Annotated in this window: 12 protein-coding genes; 6 read left to right on the forward strand and 6 right to left on the reverse strand. The window is 73.3% G+C overall.

Translation table 11 applies throughout. The features are described from left to right. Positions 1-139: 139 nt before the first annotated feature. Positions 140-739 carry an MBL fold metallo-hydrolase gene (locus IF00_RS0130750; RefSeq protein ID WP_030323687.1) on the reverse strand — a complete coding sequence of 200 codons (600 nt, stop codon included), beginning with the start codon at positions 737-739 and terminating at the stop codon, positions 140-142. 115 nt (positions 740-854) lie between these two features. Between IF00_RS0130750 and IF00_RS0130755 the strand changes: the two genes are divergently transcribed. The 4 genes from IF00_RS0130755 (at position 855) to IF00_RS0130770 (ending at position 5,106) form a co-directional block, all read left to right on the forward strand. Continuing rightward, complete coding sequence (locus IF00_RS0130755; protein ID WP_030323689.1) at positions 855-1,817, forward strand: GlxA family transcriptional regulator; 963 nt, start codon at positions 855-857, stop codon at positions 1,815-1,817. A gap of 332 nt (positions 1,818-2,149) precedes the next feature. After that, the gene (gene gadC / locus IF00_RS0130760; RefSeq protein WP_030323691.1) at positions 2,150-3,613 is read left to right on the forward strand and encodes a glutamate/gamma-aminobutyrate antiporter GadC; all 1,464 of its coding nucleotides are present in this window, start codon (positions 2,150-2,152) and stop codon (positions 3,611-3,613) included. Continuing rightward, positions 3,610-4,047: a hypothetical protein gene (locus tag IF00_RS0130765; protein ID WP_030323693.1), complete on the forward strand. Its 438-nt coding sequence runs from the start codon at positions 3,610-3,612 to the stop codon at positions 4,045-4,047. Before gadC ends, IF00_RS0130765 begins: the two co-directional genes overlap by 4 nt. A gap of 99 nt (positions 4,048-4,146) precedes the next feature. Continuing rightward, the gene (locus IF00_RS0130770; RefSeq protein ID WP_030323695.1) at positions 4,147-5,106 is read left to right on the forward strand and encodes a D-2-hydroxyacid dehydrogenase family protein; all 960 of its coding nucleotides are present in this window, start codon (positions 4,147-4,149) and stop codon (positions 5,104-5,106) included. A 98-nt stretch (positions 5,107-5,204) separates the two neighbouring features. Here the strand turns inward: IF00_RS0130770 and IF00_RS0130775 are convergent, their stop codons facing one another. From IF00_RS0130775 to IF00_RS0130795, 4 genes are all read right to left on the reverse strand, one after another. Then, entirely contained in the window at positions 5,205-5,561 is a 357-nt protein-coding gene (locus tag IF00_RS0130775; RefSeq protein ID WP_030323696.1) for a GntR family transcriptional regulator, read from the reverse strand. A gap of 2 nt (positions 5,562-5,563) precedes the next feature. After that, positions 5,564-6,604, reverse strand: a complete 1,041-nt coding sequence (locus IF00_RS0130780) for a hypothetical protein (RefSeq protein WP_245234678.1) — start codon at positions 6,602-6,604, stop codon at positions 5,564-5,566. Between the two features lie 236 nt (positions 6,605-6,840). Beyond that, a complete protein-coding gene (locus IF00_RS0130790) occupies positions 6,841-7,713 on the reverse strand; it encodes an alpha/beta fold hydrolase (RefSeq protein ID WP_078944905.1) in 873 nt (290 codons plus the stop codon). Between the two features lie 103 nt (positions 7,714-7,816). Then, a complete protein-coding gene (locus tag IF00_RS0130795; RefSeq protein ID WP_030323701.1) occupies positions 7,817-8,260 on the reverse strand; it encodes a MarR family winged helix-turn-helix transcriptional regulator in 444 nt (147 codons plus the stop codon). A 92-nt stretch (positions 8,261-8,352) separates the two neighbouring features. Here IF00_RS0130795 and IF00_RS0130800 point away from each other — a divergent pair, with 92 nt between their 5' ends. Further along, positions 8,353-8,700: a DoxX family protein gene (locus IF00_RS0130800; RefSeq protein WP_030323704.1), complete on the forward strand. Its 348-nt coding sequence runs from the start codon at positions 8,353-8,355 to the stop codon at positions 8,698-8,700. Between the two features lie 130 nt (positions 8,701-8,830). Then, positions 8,831-10,429, forward strand: coding sequence for a ribosomal protection-like ABC-F family protein (gene abc-f, locus IF00_RS0130805; RefSeq protein ID WP_030323705.1), 1,599 nt, complete (start codon positions 8,831-8,833; stop codon positions 10,427-10,429). Here the strand turns inward: abc-f and cobN are convergent. Further along, positions 10,426-14,037, reverse strand: a complete 3,612-nt coding sequence (cobN, locus tag IF00_RS0130810) for a cobaltochelatase subunit CobN (protein ID WP_030323706.1) — start codon at positions 14,035-14,037, stop codon at positions 10,426-10,428. The two genes, abc-f and cobN, sit on opposite strands and share 4 nt — an antisense overlap. Positions 14,038-14,063: the final 26 nt, after the last annotated feature.

The following is a 14,063-nucleotide window of genomic DNA, read 5'->3' on the forward strand; positions in this document are numbered from 1 at the left end:
GCACCCGGGCCCCATGGCCGTACCGCGTCGGCACCGCGGTCGGACCTCGGCCGGGGCGCTCCCGGGCCGGTGTCGGACCGCGGCCGGGGCGTGCCCGGCCGCAGCCGGGCTGTAGCTGCGACCGCCGCCCGCCTGCCCGCTACAGCGGCGCCGTGTCGTCGGCCGGGAACGCCGGGCCGTGGCCCGGGACGATCACGTCGGCCGTGGCCAGGACGCGCAGGCGGGAGTCCTTGAGAACCGTGTGGTCGGGGGCCACCGGGTCCTCCACCGGGCCGTTCGGCCGCCACCACAGGTCGCCCACGAAGGCGACGACGCCGGTGTCGGTGCCGGCGAGGAGAGTGATGTCCTCCGGGCTGTGGCCGGGGGTACGGATCAGCCGCAGCGACGGGGCCAGCTCGTGGCCCTCCGCGTCGCGGTCGGTCCACTGGTCGTTCTCGTAGATCGCCTTGTGGTCGTGGACCCGGGCCCGGCCGAAGAGGCCGACGTTCATGGTGTTGTCGGGGTGGTGGTGGCTGAGCACCACGTCGGTGATGTCGTCCGGTCCCAGGCCGAGTTCGGCGAGCGGGCCGAGGATCCGGTCGCGGCTCGCCACCATGCCGGGGTCGACGATCACATGCCGGTCGCCGTCCCGCACGTACGAGACGGTGGCGGCGACCCCGGGGCCCGTGGAGAGCGTGTATCCGGTGGTCAGGATCGTGTAGGTGGCGGTGCGGGCGCTCGGTGCGTCGTGGTTCGTCATGCCCCCAAGTCTTCTGCGCGGCAGGGATCTTCACGAGTGGCCGCACTGCCACCGATCGCGGGAATCGTGCCATCGTCCTCGGTACCGCGGCCGGGCCCCGTGCCAGACTCGGCCCATGCCGCCCTTCGTCACCGTCGCCGCCTACGCCCCGCACGGCGTCGGCATGCTCGGCGCGGGCATCGTCTCCGAGGTGTTCGACGCGCGCGGCGGGGGTCTTCCGCTCTTCGACTTCGCGCTCTGCACCGACCGGCCGGGAAACGTCCGCACCGACGTGGGGCTGCCCCTCGTGGTCGAGCACGGTCTGGACCGGCTGGCCACCGCCGATCTGGTGATCGCCCTGCCCTGGGCCGAGTTCCGTACGCCCCCGGGGCCCGCCGTGCTCGACGCGCTGACCGCCGCCCACGCGCGCGGGGCGCTCGTCGCGGCCCACTGCGTCGGGGCGTTCGCGCTCGCCGCGGCCGGGCTGCTCGACGGGCGGCGGGCCACCACGCACTGGCGGTTCGCCGGACTCCTGGCCGAACGCCACCCGGACGTCACCGTCGAACCCGACGCCCTCTACGTCGACCAGGGCACCGTCGTCACGGGCGCGGGCGCCGCCGCCGGCTTCGACCTCTGCCTCCACCTGCTGCGCAGGGAGTACGGGGCCACCACGGCCAACGCCATCGCACGGGACCTGGTGCTCCCTTCCCACCGGGACGGCGGCCAGGCCCAGTACCTCGCCACGCCCGTACCCGAGGACAGCCGGGACGATCGGCTCACCGACGTCCTCGCCTGGGCCCGGGAGCATCTCCACGAGCCGCTTCCCGTCGCGGAGCTGGCCCGCAGGGCGCTGATGAGCCGCCGCTCCTTCGCGCGCCGTTTCGCCGCCTCCACGGGCACCACCCCGCACGCGTGGCTGCTCTCCCTGCGGCTGAGCCGGGCCGAGGAGCTCCTGGAGACCACGGATCTGCCGGTCGAGGAGATCGCCCACGCGGTCGGCTTCGGGAGCGCGGCGGTGCTCCGCGCCCAGTTCGTCCGGCGCCGTGGCGTCCCGCCCCGGTCGTACCGGCGCTCCTTCACCCGTACGCCCACCGTCTGAGGCCGTGGCCGGCCACCCGCGGCCCGGGGCGGACCAGCTTCCCGCCGCCGGAGGTCAGACCAGCGCGCGGCCGTCAGGGCCAGGGCCGAACCGGCGAAGACCACCGTGTGGCGGACGTTCTGGAGGGTGCGGGTCCGGGCGGGGAACGCGCCCTCGGCGGCCGTGAGGAAGGCGGGGACGTCGACCCGGAGGAGTTCGGGGTCGCCCTTGCGCCGGACGCGGCGCGGCCCCGGTGCGCCCGTGCACCGGGTCCCCCGTCCGGACGCACTCCGCTTGTGGAAGGCCCCCGCACGATCGAGCTTGAGCTCATCGCGCGACCCAGGGAGGGCCCCATGAGCAGCATCGACACACCGGCCGACGTACCGAAACCGCGGGCGGCGACGCGGCCCGCGCCCACCACCCTCACCTGGGTGACGCTCGCCCTGATGACCACCGCGTCGGTGGCGAGTCTGCGGGCCGCGCCCACCATGGCCGTCTACGGCCTGGCCTGCGTGTTCCTCTACCTCGTCCCGGCGATCGTGTTCCTGCTGCCGACCGCCCTGGTCTCCGCCGAGCTCGCCTCCGGCTGGAACGGCGGCGTGTACCGGTGGGTGTCGGAGGGGCTGTCGAAGCCGCTCGGATTCCTGGCCGTGTGGTGCCAGTTCGCGATGACGATCTTCTACTATCCGAGCCTGCTCGGGTTCGTCGCGTCCACCATCGCCTTCATCATCGACCCGGCACTCGCCTCCAGCGGCCCGTACACCGCGATCGTCATCGTGGTCCTCTACTGGACGGGCGTGTGGATCTCCTCCCGCGGCACGAAGGCACTGGCCGGACTCGCCAGCTGGGGTCTGATCATCGGGACCCTGATCCCCGGCACCCTGCTGGTGGTCCTCGGCATGGTCTTCCTCGGCCAGGGCAACCCCTCGGCCGCCCCGATGACCGCCGCGAACCTCTTCCCGCAGTGGACGGGCCTCGCCAGCCTCGTCCTGATCGTCAACAACTTCCTGTCGTACTCCGGCATGGAGATGAACGCCGTGCACGTCTCCTCGCTCAAGGACCCGCCGAGGGAGTACCCCAAGTCGATGTTCCTGGCGATGGGCCTGGTGCTGTTGATCTTCATCCTGCCGGCGCTCGCCATCAGCTGGGTCGTACCCGCCGACCAGCTCAGCCTCACGGCGGGCGTGATGCAGGCGTTCGACGCCTTCTTCGCCTACTTCCACATCGGCTGGCTCACCCCGATCGCCGCCGTCGCCCTGGTGTCGGCCTCCCTCGCCGGCATGCTCACCTGGCTCGCCGGGCCCTCGAAGGGCCTGCTGGAGATCTCCCGCCAGGAGGGCTACCTTCCGCCGTACCTGCAGAAGCTGAACAAGAACGGCATCCAGCAGAACATCCTGGTCACCCAGGGCGTCGTCACCACCCTCATCGCCCTCGGGTACGCGCTGATCCCGAACGTCTCCAGCGTCTACTGGATCTTCTCGGTCATCACCACGCAGGTGTACCTCATCGTCTACCTGCTGATGTTCGCGGCGGCGATGCGGCTGCGGAAGACCCAGCCCGACCACCCCCGCGGCTACCGCGCACCCGCCCTGGGCGTCCTGTGCGTCGTCGGTCTGCTCGCCTCGCTCGCCGCCCTGTGCATCGGCTTCATCCCGAGCTCGCAGTTCGGCAGCGGCAGCGTCTGGTCGTACATCGCCATCGTCGGCGGCGGCCTCGTCATCCTGGGCCTGATCATCCCGTGGGCCTTCCTGAAGTTCCGCAAGCCGAGCTGGAAGACGGCCGCCGCCGGCACTCCGAGCGAGGGAGAGCAGGCATGAGCCCCACGCAGTTCGCCTCCGAGCACAAATGGATCTACTGGGGCGCGATCGTGATCCTCGTCGGCCTCGTCATCACCGGCCTCCTCCGGTACGAGACCGTGGCGACGAGCAACGAGTCCGCGTCCAAGGCCAACCGGCTCCAGGAGGAGCTGGTGAGGGCGGGATACCCGTCCCCCGACACCGACACCGTGGAACAGGTGCTGGGCACCGACGGCGGTCCGGTCTGCGAGGACCCCGGCAACGCCCTGAAGACCGCTCTGTGGAAGATCCAGCAGGGGAACGGCGCCACCGGCCCCGGGATGCGTCCCGTCATCACCGACACCAAGGCCGTCGAGGTCGAGCGGATCGTGCTCCGGGTCTACTGCCCGGACGAGCTCGACGACTTCGAGGACGCCCTGAACGACCTCAAGACCGACGACACCGTCCGCCGGTGACCCGCGGGAGCCCGACCCGATCGGGCTCCGGACCGCCCCGGCCCGAGGCCGGTGGGGGCAGCCCCCCACCGGCCCCTGGCCGTGCGCGATCATGCCGTCATGAAGCTGCGCTGCGCCGTACTCGACGACTACCAGGGCGCCGCCCTGACCTCCGCCGACTGGACCCCGCTCGCCGACCGCGTCGACGTACGCGTCCTGCGCGAGCACCTCACCGACCGGGACGCGCTCGTCACCGCCGTCGAGGACTGCGAGATCCTCGTCGTCATGCGGGAGAGGACTCCCGTCGACGCCGGGCTCCTGGACCGGCTCCCCCGCCTCCGGCTCCTGATCACCTCCGGGATGCGCAACGCCTCCGTCGACGTCGCCGCCGCACGCTCGCGCGGGGTCACCGTCTGCGGCACGGCCAGCAGTTCCGAGCCGCCCACCGAACTCACCTGGGCGCTCCTCCTCGGCCTCGCCCGGCATGTACCGGCAGAGGCCCGGGCGCTGCGCGAGGGCGGGCCCTGGCAGTCCACCGTCGGCGCCGACCTGGCGGGCCGGACCCTCGGTCTCGTCGGTCTCGGCAAGATCGGCGCCCGGGTGGCCCGGATCGGCCTCGCCTTCGGGATGGACGTGCGCGCGTGGAGCCCGAACCTGACGGAGGAGCGGGCCGCCGAGCACGGCGTACGGCGCGCGGAGGACAAGCGGCAGCTGTTCACGGACAGCGACTTCGTCTCGCTCCACATGGTGCTCTCGGACCGGACCCGCGGCCTGGTCGGGGAACCCGAGCTACGGGCGATGCGCCCGCACGCGTACCTCGTCAACACCTCCCGGGCGGGGCTCGTCGACGGCGATGCGCTGCTGCGGGCGCTGCGCGAGGGGTGGATCGCGGGGGCCGGGCTCGATGTCTTCGAGACGGAGCCGCTGCCCGCGGACGATCCGCTGCGGTCCCTGCCGAACGTGCTCGCGCTGCCGCACCTCGGCTATGTGACGGAGGGGAACTACGGGCGGTACTTCGGGCAGGCGGTGGAGGACGTCGAGGCGTTTCTGGCGGGTGCGCCGGTACGGGAGCTGGGCTGAGCTGAACCGGCCGGTCCGCACCAGGGGCCGTGACCTGCCCCGGACTCGCCCGCGCGTCGCCGTGACCTACCCCGGACTCGCCCGCGCGTCGCCGTGACCTAGGCCAGGCTCGTCCGCGCCAGTTCCACGAACTCCTCGTCCGTCAGGCCCAGTTCGCGGGCGTCCGCCGCCGCCTCGCGGAGCCGGGAGACCAGGCGGGCGCGGTCGGGGGCGGTGGCGCCGGGGACGATGAGGGCGCCGCGGCCCCGGCGGAGTTCGATCAGGCCCTCCTCGCGGAGCCGCTGATAGCCGCGGAGGACGGTGTGGACATTGACGCCCAGGGAGTCGGCGAGCTCCCGGGCGGCCGGGAGGCGCTCGCCGGGCGCGGCGGAGCCGTCGTCGAGGGCGCCCCGGACACAGGCGGCGATCTGGTCGCCGAGGGGCACGGCGGAGGCCGGGTCGACACGGAAGAGCACGGTCAGACCTTCCCATGCCGTTCGGCGAGCGTGTTGAGGAGGGCGGCGGCGGTGCGCGCGTCGGGCACGGTGACCGCGAACTCACGACCGCTGTCCCGCCGTACGACGAGGGCCTCGCCGGAGTGCAGCACCACGCCCGTACGGCCGGCGCGGACCCGGTAGCCCCAGCCGCCGTAGTCGGCGAGCACGGCGGCGGTGTCCAGCTCCCGGACGCTCGCGCCGGCGACCTCGTCGAGCGGTACGCGCACGCGTGGCCGGGAGACGAAGGAGGGCCGGACGGTGACGCCGCGCCGGTCGACGGTGACCCGGACCCGGGCGAGGGCCAGCCCCGGTACGCCGACGACCAGGCCGAGCAGCGCGAGCAGGGCTCCGGGCCAGGGCGCGAGGACGAGGCCGACCGGGACGGCGACGAGGGCGAGGGTCGCGAGGACGGTCAGCGGCCGGGAGGTGGTGGCGCGGGTCCAGCCGGCGACCTCGCTCGCGCCGAGCGTGAGCCGGGGCGCGTCGGACGCGCCCCGGGGTGCGTCCGTTCCTTCCCCTGCCGGTACGAGGCGGGTCAGCGCCCAGCCCGCGAGGGCGCACAGGGCGGCGGCCGTCGCGCCGAGTGCCAGGTCGGTGAGCGGGGAGACGACCCGGGCCGGGTCGACGGCGTCCAGGTTGCCCCGTACGAGGAGGACGAGCAGTGTTCCGGCGAAGCCGGCCGTCGCCCATGCGCCCCAGAGCGCGGTGCGGCGGACGAGGGCGGTCCAGCCGGTGCCGAGTCCGACGAGCAGGGCGACGCTGATGACGGTGAACGCGGTGCGGCCGGTGAAGCCGTCGGCACGGCCGCCGTCGCCCCCGGAGAAGTGGGTGGCGAGGGTGTCGGGGATCCGGTCGTCCCAGACGGCGAGCAGTGTCAGGTGGCCGACGAGGGTGAGGACGAACGGGAACGCGGCGAGCGCGCGAAGGCGGCGTGTGGCCGCCGGAGTCGGCGGTGTCACGGGTGTCGCGGGTGTGGCGGGCCCGCCGGGTGCGGCGGGTGTGGACGGCCTGGCTCGGTTCATGAGAAACCCTCCCTTGTTCGCATCAGGATAGAACAAGTTGTTCGCACTTCGCTAGAACAACTCGTCTCCCTTTCCGGATGCGGACCCTGCCCACGGCTCGCGAGGCCCCCGCCGTGGCCGCGCCGCCGCGGAACGCGGTCGGGCTCGGGCTCGGAGACGCCGACGCGGCGGCAGCCGTGAAGGCCGCCGCCGCGAGGAAGAAATGACGCAACGGATGGGTGCCGCGACGCGGAGGGTCAGCGGGCGTCGTCGAGGACCGCGCGCAGTGCCTCCGCGAACTCCGCCGGAGCGCCCTGCTGGCCGAACTCGCCACCCAGGAAGCCGCCGTGGTGGCTCGGGAAGACGGCGAGCGGGGTGCCGACGCCCTCGGCGACGGCGACCGCCGCGCGGGCGGCGAAGGTGCCCTCGGACTCCTTGCCGGCCGCGACGACGATCCGGGTCGGCGCGGTGCGCAGGGCGGTGAAGTCGGGGACGTAGGAGGTGCAGCCGCGCATGTTCTGGCCGAGCAGTGGGTCGCCGCGCGAGCCGTCGTCCTCGGCCGGCAGGCCGAACGCGGCCGGGGAGGGGGCGGGCTCCTCGGCCCAGTCGGCCGGGAACTCGCCCTTGCGGGCGGTCAGCGCCAGGAACTTGGCCATCGCGGGCCCCCAGCCGTCCCGCAGATAGGTGGCGTGGACGTCCGCGCAGACCTCGAGGACCGCCTCGCGGTCCGGGACGACCTGGGCGGTCGGGGGCTCGTGCGCGACCAGGGTGTGCACCAGGTCGCCGCGCCGGGCGACCAGCGCGAGGGCGTTGACCGCGCCGCCGCTGCTCGCGAAGACGTCCACGGGGCCTGCACCGAGCGCCTCGATCAGCCGGGCCAGGTCGTCGGCGTGCTCCTCGGGGAGCGTCTCCGTCGCGCCGTCGGTGCGCTCGCTGCGGGACACCCCGCGCGGGTCGTACGTGACGACGGTCCGGTCGGCGAAGTGGGAGGCGAGGGTGGTGAAGCCGGTGGCGTCCATCGGGGAGCCGATCAGCAGCAGGGGGCGCTCGTCGGTCCCGGTGCCGGGACGTACGTCGTAGCGCAGGGTCGCGCCGGCGGTGTCCAGGACGCGGGTGTCGGTCTCGACCATGGTCATCTCCTCGGTGGTGGGCCGTTCATGGGGGTAGACCCCGGGCCCCGCCGGAACTCATCGGTCGCGCGCACCCTCCGGGAATTCTTTCCGCCCGGTGTCCTTACCCGGCGTCGCAGTCGTGCTCGCCCGCGTCCACGACGACCCGGTCCAACAGGCCGCGCAACAGGACCTGTTCCGCTTCGGTGAGGTCGCCGAAGAGCTCGCGCTCGGCCGCGCTCACGGCCGCGTCGACCCGGTCGAGGGCGGCCGCGCCCGCCTCGGTGATCTCCACGATGTGCCGGCGCCGGTCGGCCGGGTCGCGGCGCCGCTCGGCGAGCCCCTCCGACTCCAGTTCATTGAGGATCGCGACCAGTTGGCTGGGGTCGACCTCCATGGCGGCGGCCAGCTCGCGCTGGCTCATCGACCCGGGGGCGAGCTGCATCAGCGTCATCGCGTTCCTCGGGTGCAGCCCGGCGACGCCCAGGGCGGCGCGGATGCGGGCGCCGGTGAGCTCACCGCGGAAGGAGAGGAGGAAGCCGAGGCGGTCGGTCGGGAGAGCTGCCATGCCCTCCACCGTAGCAGCGGACCTATTGTGGAGCCGCAGAAATCGTTGATACAGTTCAATGATTGCAGCTCTCGGATCATTGGAGTACATCCATGTTCATCGGATATGCCGTCGTCGCCGCGCTACTCGCCCTCGCGCTCTCGGCCTCGGCCTTCCTGACCTTCACCCGGAACCCGCAGATCGTCGGCAGCATGACCAAGCTCGACGTGCCGGATTCCTGGCTGCCGCGCCTGGCGAGCCTGAAGGCGGCGGGCGCGCTCGGCCTGCTCGCGGGGCTCGCCGTGCCGGCACTCGGCGGGGCGGCGGCGATCGGCGTCGCGCTCTACTTCATCGGCGCCCTGATCACCCACCTGCGGGCGAAGGACTACGCGGTGGCACCGGTCGTGGTCATCACCCTGCTCGCGATAGCCGCGCTGGTGCTGCGCTCGGCCTCGACCTGAGCTCGACGAGACGGAACGTCTTGCGGAGGCGTCGCGCCTGAAGTATCGTCGGGAATCCAAGACGAGACGTCTCGTCTTGAGATTGTCTTGAGACTCCTCCGATCTGTCGCCGACGTACAGGAGATCGCCCTTGTTCCATGTCCGACTCACCGACGTCAGCAAGCGCTACGACGACCGTCACGGCCGGCAGCGGACGGTGCTCGACCGGATCTCCCTCACCGTCCGCCCCGGTGAACGCCTGGGCGTCGTCGGCGACAACGGCTCAGGGAAGTCCACCCTCCTCCGGCTCCTCGCCGGGCTGGAGACCGCCGACAACGGCACGCTGACCGTCGAGTCCCCCGGTGGCCTCGGTCACCTCGCCCAGACCCTGGACCTCCCTCCGACCGCGACCGTCGGCGACGCCGTCGACCATGTGCTCGCGGACGTACGGGAGCTGGAGCGGGCGATCCGGACGGCCGAGGCCGAGCTCGCCGACACCGGTGACCTCGCCGGGTACGCCGAGCTGCTCGCCGCCTACGAGGCGCGGGGCGGCGCCGGGGCCGACCGGCGGGTCGAGACCACGCTCCGACGGCTGGGCGAACCCGGCCCGCTCGACCGGGCCCGCCCCCTGGGCACCCTCTCGGGCGGACAGCGATCCCGGCTCGCCCTCGCCGCCGTCCTCGCCGCCGAACCCGAGCTGCTGCTGCTCGACGAGCCGACCAACGACCTCGACGACGAGGCCGTGGCCTGGCTGGAGGAGCGTCTGCGCGCCCACCGGGGCACGGTCGTCGCCGTCTCCCACGACCGGGTCTTCCTCGACCGGATCGCCACCGCCGTCCTGGAGGTCGACGAGGACCGCCACACCGTCCGCCGCTACGGCAACGGCTACGGCGGCTACCTCGCCGGACACGCCGCCGAACGGGCCCGCAGACAGCGGGAGTACGAGGAGTGGAAGGCCGAACTCGCCCGGTACAGGGCGCTCGCCGACACGAACATCGACCGCTTCTCGGCCATCCCGCGCAAGGCACCGGCCTCGTTCAGCGGGGCGGGCGCCTTCCGGGCCCGGTCACGGGCGCACGGGGCGATGAGCCGGATCCGGGCCGCCCGCGAACGGCTCGCCCGGCTGACCACCGAACCGGTGCCGGCGCCGCCGGAGCCGCTGCGGTTCCGCGCGGAGCTCAGCGGGGAGGGCGCGCCCGTCGACCTCGCCGGCGTCCGCGTGGACGGCCGGCTCCGGCTCGACGCCCTGCACCTCGACGCGGGCGAGCGACTCCTGGTCACAGGACCGAACGGCGCCGGGAAGAGCACCCTCCTGAAGGTGCTCGCGGGCGAGCTCACCCCGGATGCCGGCGCGGTGAAGGCGCCGGCCCGGGTGGGGACGCTCCGTCAGGAGACGGCCTCGCCCACCGACCCCCGTACGGTGGGCGAGGCCTTCGGAGCGGACCGCGCGGACGAACTGCTCGCCCTCGGTCTCTTCTCCGCCGGGGACCTGAACACCCCGGTCCGGTGTCTGTCGACAGGACAGCGCCGGAAACTCGAACTGGCACGCCTCGTCACCGAACCGGCCGATCTGCTCCTCCTCGACGAGCCGACCAACCATCTGGCCCCGGCGCTCGTGGAGGAGATCGAGGCCGCGCTCGCGCACTACCCGGGCACGCTGGTCGTGGTCACCCACGACCGCCGCCTCAGGGAGGGCTTCCGGGGCCGCCGCCTGGAACTGGCGCCGGCCCCTGCCCCGGTGAGGACCTAGCCCTCGTCGGAGGAACCTTCGAGGTCGCCCTCGGTCTCCAGGAACACCTGGCGCAGCGCGGCCAGGGTCTCCGGGTCCGGCTTCTCCCACATGCCGCGCGACTCGGCCTCCAGCAGCCGCTCCGCGATGCCGTGCAGAGCCCAGGGGTTGGCCTCCTTGAGGAAGGCCTGGTTCTCCGGGTCGAGGACGTACTCCTGCGTCAGCTTGTCGTACATCCAGTCCGCGACGACGCCGGTCGTGGCGTCGTACCCGAAGAGGTAGTCGACGGTCGCCGCGAGCTCGAACGCGCCCTTGTAGCCGTGGCGGCGCATCGCCTCGATCCAGCGCGGGTTGACCACGCGGGCGCGGAAGACTCGGGAGGTCTCCTCGACGAGCGTCCGGGTGCGGACGGTCTCGGGACGGGTCGAGTCGCCGATGTACGCCTCGGGGGCCGTGCCCTTGAGCGCGCGGACGGTCGCCACCATGCCGCCGTGGTACTGGAAGTAGTCGTCGGAGTCGGCGATGTCGTGCTCACGGGTGTCGGTGTTCTTCGCGGCCACCGCGATCCGCTTGTACGCCGTCTCCATCTCGGCGCGCGCCGGGCGGCCTTCGAGCCCGCGCCCGTACGCGTACCCGCCCCACACCGTGTACACCTCGGCGAGGTCCGCGTCGGTGCGCCAGTCGCGGGAGTCGATCAGCTGGAGGATGCCCGCGCCGTAGGTGCCCGGCCGGGAGCCGAAGATACGGGTCGTGGCGCGCCGCTCGTCCCCGTGCTCGGCGAGGTCGGCCTGCGCGTGCGCCCGGACGTAGTTGTCCTCGGCGGACTCGCCCTCCAGGCCGGCGACCAGTCGCACGGCGTCGTCGAGGAGACCGATGACGTGCGGGAACGCGTCACGGAAGAAGCCCGAGATGCGCAGGGTGACATCGACGCGCGGGCGGCCCAGCTCGGCGAGCGGGATCGGCTCCAGGCCGTTCACCCGGCGCGAGGCCTCGTCCCACAGCGGGCGGACGCCCACCAGGGCGAGCGCCTCGGCGACGTCGTCGCCGGCGGTGCGCATCGCGCTGGTGCCCCACAGGGAGAGGCCCACGGACGTCGGCCACTCGCCGTTGTCGGTGCGGTAGCGCTCCAGGAGCGAGTCGGCGAGCGCCTGCCCGGTCTCCCAGGCGAGCCGGGACGGCACGGCCTTCGGGTCGACCGAGTAGAAGTTCCGGCCGGTCGGCAGGACGTTGACCAGGCCGCGCAGCGGCGAACCGGACGGGCCGGCCGGGACGAAACCGCCGTTCAGGGCGTGCACGGCGTGGGTGAGTTCGTCGGTGGTGGCGGCCAGGCGGGGCACTACCTGCTCGCAGGCGAACCGGAGCACGGCGTGCACGTCGGAGCCGTACGCGGAGGCGACCGCCGGGATCGCGTCCACGGACCAGTCCGCCGCCTCCATCGCCTCGACCAGCTCGCGGGCCTTCGCCTCCGCCTCGTCGGCGGTGGTGCGGGTCGCGGCCGACTCGTCGAGACCGAGGGCCTCGCGCAGACCGGGCAGGGCCTGCGTGCCGCCCCAGATCTGGCGGGCCCGCAGGATGGAGAGGACCAGGTTCACCCGGCCCTCGCCCTCCGGGGCGCCGCCGAGGACGTGCAGACCGTCGCGGATCTGGGCGTCCTTGACCTCGCACAGCCAGCCGTCGACGTGCAGCAGGAAGTCGTCGAAGCCGTCGTCCTCGGGGCGCTGTTCCAGACCCAGGTCGTGGTCGAGCTTGGCGGCCTGGATCAGCGTCCAGATCTGGGCGCGGATCGCGGGCAGCTTCGCCGGGTCCATGGAGGAGATCTGCGCGTACTCGTCGAGCAGTTGCTCCAGGCGCGCGATGTCGCCGTAGGAGTCGGCGCGGGCCATCGGCGGCACCAGGTGGTCGACGAGCGTGGCGTGCACACGGCGCTTGGCCTGGGTGCCCTCGCCCGGGTCGTTGACCAGGAACGGGTAGATCAGCGGGATGTCGCCGAGGGCCGCGTCGGGGCCACAGGCGGCGGACAGACCGGCGTTCTTGCCGGGCAGCCACTCCAGGTTGCCGTGCTTGCCCAGGTGCACCATGGCGTCGGCACCGAAGCCGCCGTCCTCGGCGCGGGCGGCGATCCAGCGGTAGGCGGCCAGGTAGTGGTGGGACGGCGGGAGATCGGGGTCGTGGTAGATCGCGATCGGGTTCTCGCCGAAGCCGCGCGGCGGCTGGATGAGGATCAGCAGGTTCCCGCGGCGCAGGGCCGCGAGGACGATGTCCCCCTCGGGGTTGCGCGAGCGGTCCAGGAACATCTCGCCGGGCGCCGGGCCCCAGTGCTCCTCGACATGGGTCCGCAGCTCCTCGGGGAGCGTCGCGTACCAGCGCTTGTAGTCGGCGGCCGGGATGCGGACCGGGTTCCTGGCGAGCTGTTCCTCCGTCAGCCAGTCCTGGTCGTGGCCCCCGGCCTCGATGAGGGCGTAGATCAGCTCGTCGCCGTCTCCGGAGACGAGGCCGGGGAGGTCCTCGACGGGCCCGAAGTCGTACCCCTCCTCGCGGAGGCGGCGCAGCAGCGAGACGGCGGAGGCGGGGGTGTCGAGGCCGACGGCGTTGCCGATGCGGGAGTGCTTCGTCGGGTACGCGGAGAGGACGAGCGCCAGCTTCTTCTCGGCGTTCGGGATGTGCCGGAGCCGGGCGTGCCGTACGGCGATCCCGGCGACGCGGGCCGCGCGCTCGGCGTCGGCGACGTACGCGGGCAGCCCGTCCTCGTCGATCTCCTTGAAGGAGAACGGCACGGTGATGAGCCGGCCGTCGAACTCCGGGACGGCGACCTGGCTGGCTGCGTCCAGCGGGGAGAGACCCTCGTCGTTCTCCTCCCAGGCGGCACGCGAACCGGTCAGGCAGAGGGCCTGCAGGATCGGCACGTCGAGCGCGGCCAGCGCGCCGGCGTCCCAGGCCTCCTCGTCGCCGCCGGCCTGCGCCTCGGCGGGCTTGGTGCCGCCCGCCGCGAGGACGGTGGTGACGATCGCGTCGGCGGTGCGGAGCCGGTCGAGGAGCTCCGGCTCGGGGGCGCGCAGGGAGGCCACGTACAGCGGGAGGGCCTGGGCGCCGGCGTCCTCGATCGCCCCGCAGAGCGCGTCGACGAAGGCGGTGTTCCCGCTCATGTGGTGGGCGCGGTAGTAGAGCACGGCGACGGTCGGGCCGGTCGTCGTGCGGGCGGCGCGCTCCAGCGGGCCCCAGGTGGGGGCGGCCGCCGGGGACTCGAAGCCGTGCCCGGTGAGCAGGACGGTGTCGGAGAGGAAGCGGGCCAGCTGCTCCAGGTTCGCGGGGCCGCCGTGCGCCAGGTAGGCGTGCGCCTCGGTGGCGACGCCGACGGGGACGGTGGACGCCTCCATCAGCTGGGCGTCGGGGGCCTGTTCGCCGCTGAGGACCACCACCGGCTTTCCGGCGGCGCGGACCGCGTCGAGGCCCTCCTCCCAGGAGCGGAGGCCGCCGAGGAGCCGTACGACGACGAGCTCGGCCTCGGCCAGGAGGCCGGTCAGGTCGGCCAGGGGGAGACGGGCGGGGTTGGCGAAGCGGTACTCCACCGGGCCGCCGGCCGCGCGGGCGCTGAGCAGGTCGGTGTCGGAGTGCGACAGCAGCAGAAGCATGGCGAGCGCAGGCCTTCCTCGGGGTT

The sequence above is a fragment of the Streptomyces flavochromogenes genome (genome assembly GCF_000717595.1).
GTDB classification, from domain to species: Bacteria; Actinomycetota; Actinomycetes; order Streptomycetales; family Streptomycetaceae; genus Streptomyces; species Streptomyces flavochromogenes.